The following is a 19049-nucleotide window of genomic DNA, read 5'->3' on the forward strand; positions in this document are numbered from 1 at the left end:
GGAAGGAATGAAGCTTTTCCCGCTTCTGTTTTGTATTTTTCGTAGTTCTGAAATCTTAAAATACAAGCAGCTTTGCAGCACAACATTGTAGTACGCGGTGCCCGCGAACACAACCTCAAAAATATTGACATTGATATCCCCCGAAACGAACTGGTGGTCATCACCGGACTTTCCGGTTCAGGAAAGTCTTCCCTGGCTTTTGATACCATCTACGCCGAAGGACAACGCCGGTTTTTAGAATCTTTGTCTGCTTACGCCCGCCAGTTCCTCGGAATGATGGAGCGCCCTGCTGTTGATTTTATAGACGGACTATCTCCTGTCATATCCATCGATCAAAAAACCACCAACCGAAATCCACGTTCTACGGTGGGAACTGTAACGGAGATATACGATTTCCTTCGACTGTTATATGCCAGAGTCGGTATTCCTTATTCCTACAAAACCGGTAACAAAATGGCTAAACAGTCGGCTGATCAGGTCGTTGCATCAGTAATGGATATGCCGGAAGGAACCAAAGCGTATTGCCTGGCGCCGGTAGTAAGAGGACGAAAAGGCCACTATCGGGAATTATTCGAGCAAACAATCAAACAAGGCTTTGTTCAGGCTCGCATTGATGGCGAATTTCAGGATCTGGAAGACGACATGAAGCTGGATCGCTATAAAACGCATAATATTGAAATTGTAGTTGACCGTTTTGTGATCTCCCCAAAAAGTGAAAAACGGATCGCCGACAGCATCCGTCTGGCTTTGGAAATGGCCGATGGCAATGTGATCCTGGCCGTTAAAGATGGTGAAGAGGTAAAAGACAAACTCTATTCCCAGAATCTGTTCGATCCGGAAAGTGGTTTAGCCTATGAAGATCCCGCACCAAATCTTTTCTCATTCAATTCACCATATGGAAGCTGCAAAAAATGCGAGGGGCTGGGATACACCTATGATGTGAGCTGGGATCTGTTGGTACCCAACAAAGAACAAAGCATTTCGGAAGGCGGAATCCGATTTTTAGGTGCACCTCGGGATATTTTTGTCTTCAAGCAACTCAAAGCGATCCTCGATACGTTTGATGTAGATTTTGATACCCCAATCAAAGATTTCCCTGAAGAACTCACCGATGTACTTATGAATGGCAGCGGGGATAAGAAATATTCTGTCAGCTACGACTTCAAAGATAATTCCGTTACCTACAAACACAAGTTTGAAGGACTTCGGAATACCATCATAGATCAATATCACAACAGTAAATCCAACAAGCAGCGCGATAAAGCAAAAGCATTTATGGACCGGATAACCTGTCCTGAGTGCGAAGGTGGCCGACTCAATAAAGAAGCTCTCTCCTACAAGATCGATGAGTACAACATTCACGATCTCGTGCAAATGGATATCAAAGAACTTCGGGATACACTGTACGGAATTAATCTTACCGAAAGGCAACAAACCATCGGAAATCAGGTGCTCAAAGAAATTCGTGACCGCCTTGATTTCCTGCTAAATGTCGGGTTGAATTATTTGTCTTTAGACCGTGAAGCTCAGACTTTGAGTGGAGGTGAAGCACAGCGTATTCGTTTAGCCACTCAAATTGGAACGCAGCTGGTGGGCGTTCTTTACATTTTAGATGAGCCGAGTATCGGGCTTCATCAACGGGATAATATAAAACTCATTAAATCACTTGAAACACTCCGCGATCTGGGTAATTCAGTACTTGTGGTGGAACATGATCGTGAAACCATAGAACATGCTGATTTTGTTGTAGATCTCGGACCCGGAGCTGGAGTAAATGGAGGTCATATTGTTACTGCCGGAAAGCCGAATGAACTGGATCCCAAATCTGATACGGCTAAATTCCTGAATGATGAAGAAGTTATTGCTATTCCAGAAAAGCGCCGAAATGGCAACAAGAAGTCTATTTCTATAACCAATGCCCGCGGACATAATCTCAAGAATCAAGATCTCGATGTACCGCTTGGCAGGTTTATTTGCGTAACCGGTGTTAGCGGCAGCGGGAAAAGTTCACTTGTCAACCAGACACTGGTACCGATCTTATCCAACCATTTTTACAAATCCAAAACTGTTCCCCTGCCCTACGATTCCGTTGAAGGCCTCGACAATGTGGATAAGATTATTTCTATTGACCAATCCCCTATTGGCCGAACACCCCGTTCCAATCCCGGTACATATACCAAGGTTTTCGATCATATTCGCAGACTTTTTGCCGAACTTCCAGAATCCAAGATCAGGGGATACGATCAGGGACGTTTTTCATTCAATGTAAAGGGCGGACGCTGCGAAGAATGTAACGGGGACGGGGTTAGAAAGATCGAAATGAATTTCCTGCCGGATGTATATGTGACCTGCGAAACCTGTAACGGCAAGCGTTACAATCGCGAAACTTTAGAGATCTATTATAAAGGAAAAAATATTTCAGATGTGCTTCAAATGCCGATCAAAGAAGCTGCTGAATTTTTTGATGCCCAACCGGCTATAAGCAGAAAATTAGACACACTCGTCGATGTCGGACTTGGTTATCTCACACTGGGGCAGTCATCAACCACACTTTCCGGCGGGGAAGCTCAACGGATAAAACTGGCCCGCGAATTATCTAAAGTTGGCACCGGAGATACGCTTTATGTAATGGATGAACCAACCACCGGCCTTCATTTTCAAGATGTAAGAATGCTGGTTACCGTAATTCAGCGACTGGTTGAAAAAGGGAACACGGTTATTGTGATCGAACACAACCTTGATCTCATTAAAGCCGCTGACTGGATCATAGATATGGGGCCTGAAGGCGGCCGCGGGGGTGGCGAGATCATAGCACAAGGAACACCTGAAGAGGTTGCAGACACCGATGATTCTGAAACCGGAAAATTCTTAAAAGAAGAATTCGATCGACTGAAGAAAGTGCCTGTTTCGTGATCATATACCTTGTAAAACTAATGGCCCTTAGTTGATGATAATAAGAAGAAAATAGCACCTGAAGTCCTTCTTATCATCATTAAGAGTTGCTAAGCTTTTTTGTTTATTAGCCCCTTCAAATTATATTCTTTGAGTAAATCATTCAGGCACATTCTATGGGGAAGTTAGCTTTTAAAGGATATTGTTTATCATTCTTTTGTTTTTTTATTGGCTTAAGTTCTAATATTACTTTTGCTCAATCCGGCAGCCACCAACATATTTCATTCATCGATTCGGTCAACGGCTTTTCTTTTCAATATGTGACAACCAATCCAAATGAAGCAAGGCTAAGCCTTAATAAAGCTCTGGCTTTGTCAGATTCCCTGGATTATAAACAAGGTATGGCACGATCCCTTGAGCAACTTTCATGGGCTTCGAGTTACCTGGGGGAATGGGATGAAAGTGTAGAACAACGTATCCGCTCAATACGATTGTATGAAGAGTTGAATTTAATGCTAAATGCAGGATACGGATATGCAGAATTGGCCTGGGCCGTTCGGCGAAGAAGCCATGAGAGAGCCGAATATTTCATGAAACAAGGATTTGCTATTCTTAAGGAATTTCCGCGATCTACTGAACTTGCCAATGCCTTCAATAATTATGGGATCATTAAACTAGAGCAGGCTCAAACTGACAGTGCGATTTATTTTATTGAAAAGTCGTTGGAGATCAAAGAAGCCAATAGAGACACCCTGGGCATTGCTTACTCGTATGGCTATTTGGGCTCGGCATTCCAGGAAATGGAAGATTACGACCAAGCTATTGCCTACCTCAGAGATTCTTATGAATTAAAAAAAGTTATGAAAGACAGTTCCGGCATGGCTATAGACCTGACCAACATTGCCGCAAATTATAACTTTCAGGGAGCTGTTGACCTTGCTGCCGGTTATTTTCGAAGATCTGCCCAAATGGCTAATTCCATCAACTACAGTCATCTGGAAGAACACAATTACAATTCCCTTGCGGATCTGTTCCAAAACCAGGCTCAATATGATTCGGCCTTGCACTACTTCAAACTATATAACCAGGTCAAAGAGGAACGTATTGATGAAAGTACCGGTCAGCGTCTTGCAGAGTTGGAAGTCCAGTTTGAGACGGAGCAAAAAGAAAAAGAACTGGCAGTGCAGCGTGCCGAACTTGCATCAACCCAGTTACAGATCAGAAACAGAAACTGGATATTATCGGCTTTGGGTGGTTTGTTGGTATTTGGAGGCATTATTACAACCATGGTGGTTCGGCAGCAAAAGATCAAACAGCGGGAGAACGAACTAAAGCTCAAACTGGCGGAAGCTGAAACACAGAATCGTATTCACCAGGAAAGAGAAAGGATCTCACGAGATCTTCATGATAATGTAGGGGCTCAGATCACCAGCCTGATCTCAGGTCTTGAGATTAGCAATTTGTACGTTAAAAAAAATAAGACGGAAGACGCCCTGAACCTCATCGAAACCCTGGATGCCAACGCAAGAGATGCCATGGGTGAATTGCGGGAAACCATTTGGTTGCTCAATAAAAACGAAATACCAATGGGAGATTTTATCGGTCATCTTAGAAATTACTTCAAGAAACATGAGGCTTCTTATGGAGGCCTCAAGATCGACATTACTAATTCTGTGCATGAGGAAAAAACGTTAAATGCTCAGCAATCTCTCAACATGCTACGGATTATTCAGGAAGCTATAGCAAACTGTGTGAAATATGCAGAAGCCTCATTATTTACCGTCAATTTCATTGAAGAAAATGGAACACTTTTACTTAAGTTATGTGATGATGGCCTGGGACTTAACAAACCGAGTTCCAACGAATCGTTATTGAATGGAAACGGGCTTTTGAACATGAAACGGAGAGCAGAAGAGCTGGAAGGGAAGCTTCATATTGATCAACATGGCAAAAATGGTTTTTCTATTCTTGTACAATTTCCATTAACGGCTTAAAAAAAACAGGAATTGTTGAATAAATTTTTAGTTCACAATTAAGCTTCAGTTGGTTATCTTTTCAACCTTGATGAAAATCTTTCGCACACATATCATTCAGAATCTAAGTGCTTGCCTGTTATTGGCAGGGATGTTTTTCTATTTTCTAAAGCCAGCATCTTCCAATACTGATGACGATGCTTTTGCCAGTTGGTTAAAAACAAACCTCAAAACCGGCAACAATGCGGAAGTTATAGATCAAATTCAGCAACTTTCCCATTCCGGCAGTGAGATCGAATCGGTTATCCGAAAAGCCTCTTCACTTGTAAAAAATCACGCTGATGATTTTACGCTTCCTGTAGCTCAGGACGATCAGGACGAGAATGAAGTTTTTCAGGTTCTTCTGAAGGAATGGAATGATTTTCAAAATTCAGCTTCGGGAATGGGTAAGGCGGTCATCATAAAACAGGCCCAGCCTTACACGGTTTTACCTATCGATGGAATTGCATTTGCTTCCAAAGCTTTTAAAAAACAATTCTCTGAATTAGCTTCTCCGGAGATTAGTGAGATCTTTTTTATAAGACCGCCAGCTGTAAGTTACCATATCTCGCCTTTGACAGGAGGAACGGCCATAGGAGCCCCTTAGATCAAATTTTTCCTTCTTATCCAATCTAATTTTTGAAGACAACTAACGGGCTTTAACATACGCCATCAATCGCTTAGTTCTTCAATCCATGATCAATAATTTCAAACACACAATTAATACTTACCATGCAAGGAAACGGATTTAAAATTGGTTCGATCGTAGCTTTTTTAGCACTGACGATCTATTACTTATACCCCACCATTCAGTGGAGTCTTGAACAAAATTATATGGACGAATTGAGCCCTTCAGAAACGGCTCAGTATCGGGAAGAAAACAGGGAAAAACTTCAAAGTCTTCGTGAGAATACCCTTTCACTGGGGCTTGACCTCCAGGGAGGTATGCACGTAACACTTGAAGTTGGCGTACCACAGTTAGTGCGTGAACTTGCAGGCGATAACGCGGATGAGCTTCTGAATGATGTAATCAGCGTAGCCAGCACACGTGCTTTTGAAAATGACACCGATTTCATTGATGAGATGGTAGCTGAATTTGAATCACGTGATCCAAACGCACGCCTAAGCCGTTATTACCGGAACGATGCCATGGACATCACCCGCCGATCTACAAATGAGGAAATCGCCACCTTCCTGAAAACACAACGTCAATCGGCTCTTGACCGTGCAGTAGAGATCATCCGAACCCGGGTTGACCGTTATGGGGTGACTGAGCCTTCTATCCTCAAACAAGGAAACAACAGAATAGTTGTAGAGCTTCCGGGAGTTGAAGACAAAGAACGTGTTCGTAACCTGTTGAAAGGAACCGCACGGCTTGAATTCCGTCTTGCAGCCGATGCAGACGCCTTCCGTTCTTTCGTGGATCAAGTGTATCAATACTATGACAATACCCAGCAAGCCACTGACACTACCGGTCAGGCTCAATTTAACCCACTTACGGAAGTGCTGATCCCAGCTCAAAACCCCTATTTAGTGGGATATGCAACTGCAGATGATACCGCCCGGGTGATGGAATTGCTTAATACTGAAGATATTCAGCGTATGGTGCCCCGTAATACAACCATGATGTGGAGTGCCAACCCCCTTCCGGGACAAGGTGGCCAAGATCTTTACCAACTGATTGGTGTTCGAACCCAGGTTGAACTTACCGGAGATGTAATTGAAGCTGCCAGTGTACAGTTCGATCCTGCCACAAACATCCCTGAAGTATCAATGACCATGAACAGCGACGGTGCGCGTACATGGGGACGAATTACCGGGGCTAACATTGGGAAGCCGGTAGCTATTGTGCTCGACGGTTATGTATTCTCTTATCCAAATGTTCAAACCAAGATCTCCAACGGGCGTTCTTCCATCACCGGTTTGGATGGAGTTGAAGAGGCAGAAGACTTGGTTAATATTTTGCTTTCAGGTGCACTTCCCGCTCCACTCGATATTCTTGAAGAAAGAACCGTTGGAGCTACACTCGGAGCCGAATCTATTCAGGCCGGATTAAACTCGATCCTGGTTGGACTTGGTATCGTAACCATCTTTATGATTGTCTACTACCGCACAGGTGGTGGAATTGCTGACCTGGCACTGATCTTAAATATCATCTTTATACTGGGTATTCTGGCTGCTTTCAAAGCAACACTTACGCTTCCCGGTATTGCAGGTATTGTATTAACCATTGGTATGGCAGTAGATGCCAACGTACTCATCTTTGACCGGATACGTGAAGAGCAACGAACCGGAAAAACCATCAAAGCAGCTATTGAGGCCGGTTATGCAAATGCCATGAGCGCCATTATTGATGCTAACGTAACAACGTTCTTTGTAGGTATCATCCTCTTCAGTTTTGGAGTGGGTCCTATTAAAGGATTTGCTGTTACGCTGATGGCCGGTATTGCAGCTTCCTTGTTCAGTGCTATCGTGATTACCCGTGTGGTGGTAGATTACCTTATCCAAGCGAAGCATAAAGCCGTTAGTTTCGGTTAATCCAGCATTTAAAAAGAATTTAAAACGACTAAAAGAATTTAATTATGAGATGGTTTGAAACTCCAAATTTTGACTTCAACGGAAGCCGAAAAATAGCCTACGCTATTTCCGGCATCCTTTTTGTAGCCAGCCTTGTTGCAATTTTTGTGCAAGGACTGCAGTATGGTATCGACTTTAAAGGCGGTAAAGAAATCGTATTAGATTTTGAACAGCCTGTCAGCGTGGTCGATCTCAGATCTGAATTAGCTGAGCCATTGGGCAATGCACCTGAAATAAAACTGTTCGGTTCCGAAAGTGAAGTACTTATTCGTACGGATAATGAAAGCCCCATCAGCGAAGTACAGGACATTATCACCTCCAATATTCAATCCCTTTATCCGGACAATCCTTTTTCTGTAGAAAAGACCGATGTGATAAGCGCCCGTTTTGCCGAGGATCTTAAATGGGGAGCCTTGCAAGCGGTGATCTATGCCATTGTGATCATCTTTATTTACATCTTGATCCGGTTCCGAAACTGGACTTTCTCGGCAGGTGCAGTGGCAGCCCTTGTACATGACGTGGTCATTGTACTTGGCTTGTTTACCATTCTATCCAACCATGTTCCCTTCAGCTTGCAAATTGATCAGGCGATCATTGCAGCTTTTCTGACGATCGTAGGTTATTCACTCAACGATACGGTAGTTGTTTTCGACCGTATCCGTGAAAATTCCAATGTCCATAAAGGAATGGATTTTATGCCTATGGTAAACAAAAGCTTAAATGATACTCTAAGCCGAACCGTTATTACTTCGCTAACTACCTTGTTTGTGGTAGCTGTGCTGTTTATTTTCGGCGGTGAAGTTTTGAAAGGGTTTTCTTTCGCACTTCTGATCGGTATCGTGTTAGGTACGTACAGTTCACTATTCGTAGCCAGCGCGTTGGTTGTAGAACTCGAAAAGCGTACAACAAAATCTAAATAATCAAACAACAGGAAACTTATGAGCTTTAATACATCAGAACGCTACAACAGCGTGGTTATTGAATTTAAAGGCAACGTTATGGGCGGCCCTGATGCGGTTAGCCTGAATGAGAAACTCCATGAACTTATTGATGAAGAAAAAACCAATATTGTGGTAGATCTTGGAAAAGTGAAGTTCATGAATTCTTCCGGACTTGGGATGCTTATCGGAGCTCTTACCACTATGAGAAAAGCCGGTGGAGATCTTCGTATCGCTAACGCTACCGATAAAATTGAAAGTCTGTTGATTGTGACCAAATTGATCACCGTTTTCAAACACTTCAAATCAGTGGATGAAGCCGCAAAATCATTCGAAGAATAATTCGCCAACGATTAATATGAAATCAAAGGGGTGTTTTACACCCCTTTTTTATTGACCTTTTTATTATGAGTACAAGAGTTGTAATTGGAGCACAATGGGGTGATGAAGGCAAAGGCAAGATCGTTGACCTGCTCAGTGATCAAGCCGACTATGTTGTACGTTTTCAAGGTGGGGCTAATGCCGGACATACCTTGAAATTTGATGACAAAAAAGTAGTTCTTCATCTTATCCCATCAGGAATTTTCAATGGAAATGCAGACTGCGTTATTGGAAACGGAGTTGTAATAGATCCTGTGGCTTTGGTCGAGGAGATCAAAGGTGTGCAAGAAATGGGATTCAGCCTTGAAGGGCGGTTTTTCATAAGCCAGACAGCCCATGTTATTCTGCCATACCATAAACTTCTTGATCAGCTCAAAGAAAAACGTCGGGGTGGAGATGCCATCGGCACTACCGGAAGAGGGATTGGGCCGGCCTATGTGAGTAAGGTATCAAGAGTGGGTATCCGTATGATCGACCTGCTGGATCGCGAAATTCTCAAAAATAAGATCGATCAGAACCTCCAGGACATTAATTTTGCACTGGAAAACCTTTACAAAGAACCTACCCTGAAAACAGAGGATTTGATGGCGGAGCTGGAAGAGTCAATTGCAGCCCTTGAACCTTTCATTTGCAATACCACTAACCTGCTGCACGAAGGCATCAATAATCATAAAAACATCCTTTTAGAAGGCGCACAAGGCACCATGTTGGATGTTGACCACGGCACCTATCCGTATGTAACATCATCCTCACCTACCTCAGGTGGCGCTTGTACCGGCTCAGGAATTCCACCTACTGCCCTGGATAAGGTGATGGGAATTACTAAAGCCTATTGTACAAGAGTTGGAAACGGTCCATTCCCAACCGAGCTCCATGGAAAGGTCGGTGATGAACTGCGTAAGAAGGGCCATGAATTTGGAGCTACTACAGGCCGGCCCCGTCGTTGCGGATGGCTGGATCTGGTTGCCCTTAAATATGTCGTTCAACTAAATGGAATGAACGAACTTACACTCACCAAGATGGATGTCATGGATGGCTTTGAGGAAATCAAAGTGTGCACCAAATACATTATTGACGGTAAAGAAACCGATGTATTTCCTTTAAGCCTCGATGATGTAGAGAAAGTTGAACCCGTATATACTTCCCTCCCCGGCTGGAAAAACTCCATAGAAGGTTTAACCAATTGGGACGACCTGCCGGCTACTGCAAAATCGTATATCAGGTTTATAGAGGAATATCTTGGCGTCAAGTTCACGATCATTTCTACCGGACCTAAGCGAAGCGAAACAATTTTACTCTAAATAGTTAAAACTGCTTTAGCCAACTTCATTTAGTCCTTTATTTATTTGTTTCTTAACTTGGTAGATTCTGTTCAAGCAGAACCCATTTGCAGCAGTACAACTTAAATACTTTTTCAACGGTACCGTTTTGATGCGATTCATAAAATACCCCCTTTTTCTTTTGGCCTTTTTCATTTTCAGCCTCCCGGCTTTAGCACAGGATGTTGGGTTTGATTTCAGAAACCTAAAAGTCAGTGAGCTTTCAGACGAGCAAATAGTTCAGCTTTATGAACGCATGCAGGAAAGGGGCTTATCCATCTCAGAAGTTGAAACTTTGGCACTCGCAAGAGGTGTCGATCCTTCCGAGATCTCTAAACTTAGAAGCCGGATCAATCAAATCCGCTCTTCAAGAATGGACGGACAGGGAACATCATCCACCCAAAGCCGCTTGCGAAACCGGCAAAATGAAACGGAAGGTACAGCAATAGGAGCCTATAATAAAATGAAGGCCGATACTCTTGGTCAATTATTAGGGGAGGAGAAACGTGCCCCCAACAAAGTTTTTGGGTCAGAGGTATTCTCTAATCAATCTCTTTCTTTTGAACCTTCACTGAACATTCCTACACCAACAAATTACATACTTGGCCCCGGAGATGAGGTTATCATTGATATTTGGGGGGCTTCAGAAACCACTTATCAACTCACCGTAAGCCCGGAAGGCTCTGTTCAAATTGACAATATTGGCCCTGTTTTTTTGAATGGTTTGACCGTAGAAGAGGCAACGGACCGTCTCACAGATAAACTTTCTCAGATTTATTCAGGGTTAAAAGGAGCTGACAAAAACACGTATATTCAGGTTACTTTAGGTAACATCAGAAGTATAAAAGTCAGTTTGGTAGGAGAAGTAAAATGGCCCGGAACATACACCCTGTCTTCCTTTGCCTCTGTTTTTAATGCGTTATATGCAGCAGGTGGCCCTACCGACAAAGGCACTTATCGCTCTGTAAAGGTTTTGCGGGATGGTAAGGTTTTTCAGGAAGTTGATCTTTATGATTTCCTGGTTTCCGGAGATCTGTCAGATAATATTACCTTGAAAGATCAGGATATTATCAAGGTTGATCCTTATGTGAACCGAGTCACGGTTTTAGGAGAAACTAAACACATCGGCCTTTTTGAGACACTTGAGGGGGAAACCTTCGCAGATGTATTGGAATTCGCCGGAGGGTTCAATCAGTATGCCTATCAGAAGAGGGTGAAGGTTGACCGAAAGACCAATTCTGAGCGAAAGATCATTGATGTCTATTATCCGGATCAGGCTAATATGTTGATGAAGTCCGGTGACATCATCTCCATACAAAAAGTGCTCGACCGCTATGAAAACAAGATCACACTTGAAGGTGCCGTTTTTCGACCCGGCGAATATCAGCTTGAAGAGAGCCCCACTTTATATTCTCTGATCCAAAATGCCGAAGGCCTGATGGGTGATGCCTATTTGGAAAGAGCAATCATCTACCGAACAAAACCCAATTATGATATTGAAGCCATACCGGTCAACTTAAACCAGGTGATGGCAGATTCCGGTCAGTTTGATATTAAACTTAAGAAAGATGACCGCGTCCTGATCTCATCTATCTTCGACCTGAGAGAACTTCGTACCGTCAAAATAAGTGGCTCGGTACAGAACCCGGGAACGTATCAATTTGTTGAGAACAGTTCATTGAAAGACCTTATTTATGAAGCGGATGGGTTCAAAGAAGAAGCGGCTCCTTACAACATTGAGATCGCCCGCCGTATTACCGATGATAAATCGGGTGAGATCAAAAACGAAATCGCTTCGATCATCTCTGTTAATATTGAGAATGGTTTAGAATATAATCCAGAGCTTGAAGAAACCAAGCTCAAGCCGTTTGATCAGGTTTTTATACGCCAATCTCCCACCTACGAGAAACAACAAACCGTAAGAATTACCGGGGAAGTACTTTACCCCGGTGAGTATGCATTGACTACCCGGGATTTCCGCTTAAGTGATCTCATCCAAAAAAGTGGAGGCTTAACTGAATATGCTTTCCCTGAAGGTGCCTCACTGACCCGCAGGTTTGACCGCAACATGAAGGACATTGAGATCAATATTGAAGATTCTGTTGCCAAGGAAAGCCAGGAATCCCTTTCTCAGGTTGGCATCCAATTGAATGAGGCTTTAAATAATAATAATTCAGAATATGACCTGTTGCTTAACGCCGGTGATGAAATAGTAATTCCCAAAAGACTGCAAACAGTGCAAATACGTGGAGAGGTTCTCTACCCTGTAAATGTCAGGTTTGAGCGGGGTAGAAACTTCAGAAGCTATGTAAGTGCTGCGGGAGGCTTCACAGAACAGGCCAATACTAAAAGTGCCTATATTGTTTATGCCAATGGAGAAGTGGACCGAACCAAGAAATTTTTGTTCTTTAAATCGTATCCTGAAGTAAGGCCCGGTTCCGTGCTCATCATACCTCCCAAAGAGCAAAGAGAACCTCTTTCAAGAGGAGAACTTATCAGTATCTTGTCCACCGTCGTATCAATGGCAGCCATTGTAACCAATACCATCTTCCAGATCAGGAGAAACTAAAAGGCTTAGTTGGCAAAGTATTTACCTTCCCCATTCAGGAAGCTGAATACTTTCCGGGATCGGAGGGCACAGACTTCACTTTTTCTTCTTTGATTAAGAACTGAATTGCCTGGATTACGGTATCCTTTTTAAGTCCTGTTACCTGCGATAACTCCCCTGCCGTATATGCCGATGTCTTCAAATTAGCTAAAACCCTGGAAGCATCTTCGGATGTAAAATCAGCAGAATGGCTTTTTTTTGATCTCAGACAATTGTCACAATGTCCACAGGGTTCTGCATTTGAGTCTCCAAAATAATTTCTTAAATACACTTCGCGGCATGTTTCTGTAAGCACAAATCCATGCATTCGCTCAAGCTTCCTAAACAGGTTCTTACGGTGAGATTCGATCTCATTTTTAGTGAATGGTAATTTTTTTGATCGCGCTTCCAGTACTCTTACCAGATCCCGTTGTTCATGTATCTCAAATAATAAGATCTGGTCGTTTTGCATTAACACATTCAACGCCTTTATAAGTGCATTACGCCTGATCCCAAGCTTCTCTAAAACGTAATCTACTTCAGCCTGAGTTCTCTCATAAAAAGCAGATGGCCCGAATATCCGCTCAAGTTTGTCAATGAATTCAGCTTTTTCTGCATTACTGATATCCTCACGAAAAGACTTAAGGCTTTTTGAGCCAATCGTAAACTGCAGCTCTACCGAAGCCTTCATATCTTGCTGCATAGATATTACATCAAACTGATCTAACAACCGCATCGCAGAGCGGACTTTCCCATACGAAAGTTTTCCCCTTTTCATGATCTGTTTGACTTCAAAATTCTGAGCTCTTTCCATCTCCGACCCTAACGCCAGGTTGAAACTGTCACATAAAATTTGATATACATAGTTAAGCTCATCCAGCGTAGGATAACTTTCTTCCAACCGGTCGTACGCTTTTTGGTAATCAGACTCACGGTAAAGCAAGATGGGAAAACTTTCCTTTCCGTCTCGCCCCGCCCTGCCCGCTTCCTGATAGTACGCTTCCAACGAATAAGGCATTTCCTCGTGGATCACATACCGGCAATCCGGCTTATCGATCCCCATCCCAAAAGCATTGGTAGCCGCAACCAATGGTGTTTTTCCGGATATCCACCGTTGTTGAATTGCTTTCCGTTTCTCAGGTTCAATGCCGGCGTGATAAGCCTCTGTTTTAATACCCAGACTTGAAAAACGATCAGCTAAATTTTCGCAATTTTTCCGGGTGCCTCCATAGATAAGGCCATCGCCCTGTGAAGCTCCTTTTTGTACCGCTTCCGTTAGTTTTTGCTTTTTCTTGGGTGAATTCACAACCCACCATTTCAAATTTGGCCGGGAAAATCCCTGTGATATTACCTTAGGTTCCTCAAAACCCAATGCACTTTTTATATCTTTTTGAACCTCAGGAGTTGCAGTGGCAGTCAGCGCAATCCACCTTACCTCATCTGCTATTCTCTCCAGCGAGGGCCGGATATCCCTGTAGCTGGGGCGAAAATCATGTCCCCATTCGCTTATACAATGAGCTTCATCAATGGCTACCAGATCAATATTTAGGTTTGGAAGTTCAGCCTCCCAAAGCGTGGTCTTAAGTCTTTCGGGAGCACAATAGAGCAATTTATACATGCCATTCCGGGCATTAACCAACCGTTGCTCTACCTCAAAAGGCGGAATGGTAGAATTAATGAAAGTAGCTGAAATTCCTTTAGCTTTCAGAGCTTGAACCTGATCTTGCATCAGCGCAACAAGCGGGGAGATCACCAGCGTCAATCCCTCAAAAACCGTAGCAGGCACCTGGTAGCAAAGCGATTTACCACCACCGGTTGGAAACAAAACAAGGGTATCATTGCCTTCAAACACAGAACGGACTACTTCATCCTGCCCCGGCCTGAACGACTCAAATCCCCAAAATTTCTGTAAATTAGATTCTGCTTTTTGAAATAAATCCTGCAATTTATACCTGCTGATTTTCAATCCGGTTCACCCCAAAATACAAACCTATGCGAACAAAATTCTTATTGCTCTCATTATTATTCATCACCCTTTTCTCTTGTGGAAACATCATCACTACCGATGATATAGATTATCGCGAGGAAATGAGAATGTTTGTTCAGGAGATCTCGGAATATGCCAAATCCCAACGCCCGAATTTTTTTGTGATTCCTCAAAACGGCCATTCCTTATTAGTACGAAATAGCCGTCCCGCCTCCGATTACCTGAATGCGATAAATGGACTTGCGCAGGAAAGCTTGTTTTATGGTTCGCCGTATGATGATCAGCCTACATCTTCAAGCGAAACAAACCGATTGCTCGAATTACTGAACATCGGTAAAGAAGCCGGGAAAACGATCCTGGTTACAGATTACGTGTCGACTTCCTTTAAAGTGAATAACTCGTATTCACAAAATCAGACCCTCGGTTATATCTCTTTTGCAGCACCCGATCGTGATTTGCGCGTGATTCCCGATTATCCCCGGCCGTTACCCGGATTGAATGATAAAAATATCACCCAACTTTCCGAGGCAAAAAATTTCCTGTATCTGTTGAATAAATCTGAATTTGATTCTCGCAATGATTTTATCTCTGCCATCCAAAACACCAATTATGACCTTTTGATCACCGATGCTTTTTTCCGGGATGAAATGTTTACCCCTCAGGAAGTCCAACAATTGAAGCAAAAGGAAAATGGTGGCACAAGGTTAGTTATCAGCTACCTGAGTATCGGTGAAGCCGAAGATTATCGTTATTACTGGCAAGATAGCTGGAGGCCCGGAAATCCTGAGTGGATTGTGCGTGAAAACCCCAATTGGGAAGGAAATTATAAAGTGAAATATTGGTCGCCGGAATGGAAAGAAATCATTTACGACTCAGAGGATTCGTACCTCCAGCAGATTTTAGATGCTGGTTTTGATGGTGTTTATCTGGATATTATTGACGGGTTTCGGTTTTTTGAGAATCTTTGATATTCGTCCCGAGGTCTGGACAACTTTCTGTTGATCCAAACAGAGAGGCCTTGGCACTATCATCTATGTAGAAACCTGCGAGCGTCCGAAGGTCCTCGCAGCGTTCGGCCCAACGATCACATCCGCATTAAGCCTGTCGAATCCCACAAAAAGACCCGCTCTGGACTAAATTACCGGCAATTTCCCCTCAAACATATTTTCGAACCGAACTTCTGCGATGGTTTGGTCGAGCAGTAAACTAAGTGCGTCTCCCACTTTGGAGCAGGTTACGAAATTGTGGGAATCTAAATCCTGGGTAACCAATCCTTTTTTCACCATAAAGTCTATATTGGAATTGATGAGATCGGCTTCTTCCTTTAGCCCGAAGTGATCCAACATCATAGCAGCCGATAAAATAGCCGCAATGGGATTAGCGATATCCTTGCCCGCTGCCTGCGGAAAGCTTCCATGGATCGGTTCAAACAGCGACGTTTTCTCTCCGATGGAAGCCGATGGCAACAACCCGATGGAACCGGTGATCACACTGCTCTCATCGGAAATGATATCCCCAAACATGTTCTCAGTCAGGATCACATCAAACTGATTGGGGCGCAAAATGATCTGCATAGCCGCATTATCCACGAATAAATATTCCACTTCTACATCCGGATAATTTGCTGCTTTGGCTTGAACCGTTTGTCGCCACAGACGTGAGGTTTCAAGCACATTAGCTTTATCTACCAGCGTCAATTTTTTGCGCCGGTTTTGTGCAGCCTCAAAAGCCAGCTCTGCCACACGTTCAATTTCTTCCACAGAATAGGTGCAATGATCATAAGCCGTTTCGCCATCTTCACTCCGGCCTTTTTCACCAAAATAAATTCCGCCCGTAAGTTCTCGATAAACCACCAGATCCGTTCCTTCGATTCGTTCTTTTTTTAGCGGAGAACGATCGATCAGTGACTGATAGGTTTTAACCGGGCGAATGTTTGCAAACAATCCCAGTGACTTCCGAAGCCGAAGCAATCCTTCCTCAGGACGAACCTTTGCGCTCGGGTCGTTATCATATTTAGGATCACCTATTGCGCCGAACAAAATGGCATCTGATTTTTCACAAAGATCAAGCGTTTCTTCAGGAAGTGGATCACCGGTTTCTTCGATAGCTACGGCCCCCACTAATCCTTTTTTGTATTCAAATTCGTGCCCAAAACGATGAGCAATGGCATCCAAAACCTTAACGGCTTGTTTGGTTACTTCCGGACCAATACCGTCTCCCGGTAATACTGCGATCTTCTTTTTCATTCCTAAAACTCCACGTGTTGTTGTTCAAATGCTTTAATCTTGTCTTTTTGGCTGAGCAGAAAGTCGATGTCATCATACCCGTTCAGCATGCACATTTTTTTGTAATCGTTGATCTCAAAACTTTCGCTGCTTCCATCTTCGAGCGAAACTGTTTGCTCAGGCAGATCTATGATGATCGGGGTTGAAGGTTTCTTCTGTACTTCAGCCAGAATTTTCTTCAAAAACTCGTCACTTACCTGAACCGGAAGCAGTCCGTTGTTCAGGGCATTTCCTTTAAAGATATCGGCAAAATAGCTTGAAATAACGGCACGGAAACCATAGTCGGCCAGCGCCCAGGCCGCATGTTCACGGCTTGAGCCGCAACCAAAATTCCGTCCGGCTACCAATATTTGTCCCGAGTATTTCTCATTATTCAGTACAAAATTCGCATTGGGATTTCCTTCTGAATCATACCGCCAGTCGCGAAATAGATTTTCTCCAAAACCTTCTTTGGTCGTAGCCTTTAGGAAACGCGCTGGGATGATCTGATCGGTATCCACATCTTCTTCAGGAAGTGGTATGGCAGTTGATTTCAATACTTTGAACTTCTCCATGATCACACCGCTACTTTTTTGAGTTCAAATTTCCGGGGATCTACGATTTTGCCTTCAATGGCAATAGCAGCAGCCGTAAGCGGACTCACCAGCATAGTTCGCGCACCGGGACCTTGTCGCCCTTCAAAATTTCGATTAGAGGTCGAAACGCAATATTCACCCTTTGGAATTTTATCTTCATTCATCCCTAAACAAGCCGAACAACCAGATTGTCGTAATTCGAATCCTGCATCAGCCAAGATCTTATCGATGCCTTCTTTTTGAGCTTGCTGTTGAACCTGTTTTGAACCTGGTACGATCATCGCGTTTACATGACCGGCTTTCTTCTTTCCTTTCACATAATTCGCTACGATTCGGAGATCTTCGATCCGGCTGTTGGTACAGCTCCCGATAAAAACATGATCGATCTTTTTGCCTTCCAGTTTTTCGCCTTCCTGAAGTCCCATGTATTCCAGGGATTTTTTGAGCCCTTCGGGGTTTTCGACTTCCTCTGAGGTTGGAACATTCCCGGTAACTTTGATTCCGGCTCCCGGATTAGTTCCGTAGGTGATCATCGGCTCGATATCTTCTGCCCGAAAATTATATTCCGTATCAAAAATGGCTTCGTCATCTGTATAGAGGGTTTTCCAATATCCTACGGCTTCTTCAAATTCCTTGCCTTGCGGAGCAAACTCTCTGCCTTTCACGTATTCAAAAGTCGTTTCATCCGGAGCGATCATTCCCCCACGCGCTCCCATCTCGATGCTCATGTTGCAGATGGTCATCCGGGCTTCCATCGATAATCCCCAGATCGCAGTTCCGGCATATTCTACGAAATGCCCTGTTCCTCCTCCGGTTCCTAATTTGGAGATGATGTAGAGAATGATGTCTTTGGCGTAAATACCTTCGCCCAGCTCTCCGTCAATGGTAATTCGCATGGTTTTAGGTCGCTCCAACAGCAGACATTGCGTGGCCATCACTTGCTCCACCTGCGAAGTCCCGATCCCAAATGCAATCGCTCCAAATGCTCCATGGGTTGAAGTGTGACTGTCTCCACAAACAATGGTCATTCCGGGTTTGGTAACGCCCAATTCGGGGCCGATTACGTGCACAATTCCCTGATATGGATGTCCCAATCCGTACAACTCAATCCCAAAATCTTCGCAATTTTGTTTGAGCGCATCTACCTGCAATTTCGACAGTGCATCTTTAATAGGAAGGTGCTGGTTCTTGGTGGGTACATTATGATCGGCTGTGGCTACGATCTTCTCTTTCCGGAAAATATCAATTCCACGATCTCGGATTCCGCTAAAAGCCTGTGGGCTGGTTACTTCATGAATAAAATGCCGATCGATGTACAGGATCTCTTGTCCTCCCTCGACCTCATCTACCACATGTTGATCCCAAATTTTCTCAAATAACGTTTTTGGCATGAATAAACTTCAATTCAATAATATTAGTAACTCCAATTTGTAATTGTATCAAATGAAACACCGTAGGGGCAATTCATGAATTGCCCCTACGGTGTTTGAAAAATG

Annotated in this window: 13 protein-coding genes; 9 read left to right on the forward strand and 4 right to left on the reverse strand. The window is 43.5% G+C overall.

All coding sequences use genetic code 11. The features are described 5' to 3' along the window. Positions 1–72 precede the first annotated feature (72 nt). The 8 genes from uvrA (at position 73) to B151_RS0109200 (ending at position 12688) form a co-directional block, all read left to right on the forward strand. Complete coding sequence (uvrA, locus tag B151_RS0109165; RefSeq protein WP_020403325.1) at positions 73–2913, forward strand: excinuclease ABC subunit UvrA; 2841 nt, start codon at positions 73–75, stop codon at positions 2911–2913. A gap of 380 nt (positions 2914–3293) precedes the next feature. Next, positions 3294–4886 (forward strand): tetratricopeptide repeat-containing sensor histidine kinase, encoded by a 1593-nt coding sequence (locus B151_RS0109170; protein ID WP_211207842.1) that lies wholly within the window; start codon positions 3294–3296, stop codon positions 4884–4886. A gap of 67 nt (positions 4887–4953) precedes the next feature. Continuing rightward, positions 4954–5511 (forward strand): hypothetical protein, encoded by a 558-nt coding sequence (locus B151_RS0109175; protein ID WP_211207843.1) that lies wholly within the window; start codon positions 4954–4956, stop codon positions 5509–5511. Between the two features lie 125 nt (positions 5512–5636). Further along, positions 5637–7442, forward strand: coding sequence for a protein translocase subunit SecD (secD, locus tag B151_RS0109180; RefSeq protein ID WP_020403328.1), 1806 nt, complete (start codon positions 5637–5639; stop codon positions 7440–7442). Between the two features lie 44 nt (positions 7443–7486). Continuing rightward, positions 7487–8401 carry a protein translocase subunit SecF gene (gene secF / locus B151_RS0109185; protein ID WP_020403329.1) on the forward strand — a complete coding sequence of 305 codons (915 nt, stop codon included), beginning with the start codon at positions 7487–7489 and terminating at the stop codon, positions 8399–8401. Between the two features lie 18 nt (positions 8402–8419). Continuing rightward, positions 8420–8761, forward strand: a complete 342-nt coding sequence (locus B151_RS0109190; RefSeq protein ID WP_020403330.1) for an STAS domain-containing protein — start codon at positions 8420–8422, stop codon at positions 8759–8761. Between the two features lie 65 nt (positions 8762–8826). Beyond that, the gene (locus B151_RS0109195; RefSeq protein ID WP_020403331.1) at positions 8827–10101 is read left to right on the forward strand and encodes an adenylosuccinate synthase; all 1275 of its coding nucleotides are present in this window, start codon (positions 8827–8829) and stop codon (positions 10099–10101) included. A 130-nt stretch (positions 10102–10231) separates the two neighbouring features. Continuing rightward, positions 10232–12688: an SLBB domain-containing protein gene (locus B151_RS0109200; protein WP_020403332.1), complete on the forward strand. Its 2457-nt coding sequence runs from the start codon at positions 10232–10234 to the stop codon at positions 12686–12688. A gap of 34 nt (positions 12689–12722) precedes the next feature. Here the strand turns inward: B151_RS0109200 and B151_RS0109205 are convergent, their stop codons facing one another. Beyond that, positions 12723–14651 (reverse strand): RecQ family ATP-dependent DNA helicase, encoded by a 1929-nt coding sequence (locus B151_RS0109205; protein WP_020403333.1) that lies wholly within the window; start codon positions 14649–14651, stop codon positions 12723–12725. Positions 14652–14698: 47 nt separating this feature from the next. Between B151_RS0109205 and B151_RS0109210 the strand changes: the two genes are divergently transcribed. Then, the gene (locus B151_RS0109210; RefSeq protein ID WP_020403334.1) at positions 14699–15661 is read left to right on the forward strand and encodes an endo alpha-1,4 polygalactosaminidase; all 963 of its coding nucleotides are present in this window, start codon (positions 14699–14701) and stop codon (positions 15659–15661) included. A gap of 165 nt (positions 15662–15826) precedes the next feature. On the opposite strand, the gene leuB is transcribed toward B151_RS0109210, so the two are convergent. From leuB to leuC, 3 genes are read right to left on the reverse strand one after another with little or no spacing between them, the layout of a single operon-like run. Next, positions 15827–16939: a 3-isopropylmalate dehydrogenase gene (leuB, locus tag B151_RS0109215; protein WP_020403335.1), complete on the reverse strand. Its 1113-nt coding sequence runs from the start codon at positions 16937–16939 to the stop codon at positions 15827–15829. A gap of 2 nt (positions 16940–16941) precedes the next feature. Further along, positions 16942–17532 carry a 3-isopropylmalate dehydratase small subunit gene (gene leuD / locus B151_RS0109220; protein WP_020403336.1) on the reverse strand — a complete coding sequence of 197 codons (591 nt, stop codon included), beginning with the start codon at positions 17530–17532 and terminating at the stop codon, positions 16942–16944. A 2-nt stretch (positions 17533–17534) separates the two neighbouring features. Further along, positions 17535–18944 (reverse strand): 3-isopropylmalate dehydratase large subunit, encoded by a 1410-nt coding sequence (gene leuC, locus B151_RS0109225; RefSeq protein ID WP_020403337.1) that lies wholly within the window; start codon positions 18942–18944, stop codon positions 17535–17537. Positions 18945–19049: the final 105 nt, after the last annotated feature.

The organism is Gracilimonas tropica DSM 19535, from assembly GCF_000375425.1.
GTDB lineage: Bacteria > Bacteroidota > Rhodothermia > Balneolales > Balneolaceae > Gracilimonas > Gracilimonas tropica.

Coding starts and splice junctions, on each gene's coding strand:
- B151_RS0109170 (WP_211207842.1), top strand. CDS start 3,294: ATGGCACGATCCCTTGAGCAACTTTCATGGGCTTCGAGTTACCTGGGG.
- secD (WP_020403328.1), top strand. CDS start 5,637: ATGCAAGGAAACGGATTTAAAATTGGTTCGATCGTAGCTTTTTTAGCA.
- secF (WP_020403329.1), top strand. CDS start 7,487: ATGAGATGGTTTGAAACTCCAAATTTTGACTTCAACGGAAGCCGAAAA.
- B151_RS0109190 (WP_020403330.1), top strand. CDS start 8,420: ATGAGCTTTAATACATCAGAACGCTACAACAGCGTGGTTATTGAATTT.
- B151_RS0109195 (WP_020403331.1), top strand. CDS start 8,827: ATGAGTACAAGAGTTGTAATTGGAGCACAATGGGGTGATGAAGGCAAA.
- B151_RS0109200 (WP_020403332.1), top strand. CDS start 10,232: ATGCGATTCATAAAATACCCCCTTTTTCTTTTGGCCTTTTTCATTTTC.
- B151_RS0109210 (WP_020403334.1), top strand. CDS start 14,699: ATGCGAACAAAATTCTTATTGCTCTCATTATTATTCATCACCCTTTTC.
- leuB (WP_020403335.1), bottom strand. CDS start 16,939: ATGAAAAAGAAGATCGCAGTATTACCGGGAGACGGTATTGGTCCGGAA.
- leuD (WP_020403336.1), bottom strand. CDS start 17,532: ATGGAGAAGTTCAAAGTATTGAAATCAACTGCCATACCACTTCCTGAA.
- leuC (WP_020403337.1), bottom strand. CDS start 18,944: ATGCCAAAAACGTTATTTGAGAAAATTTGGGATCAACATGTGGTAGAT.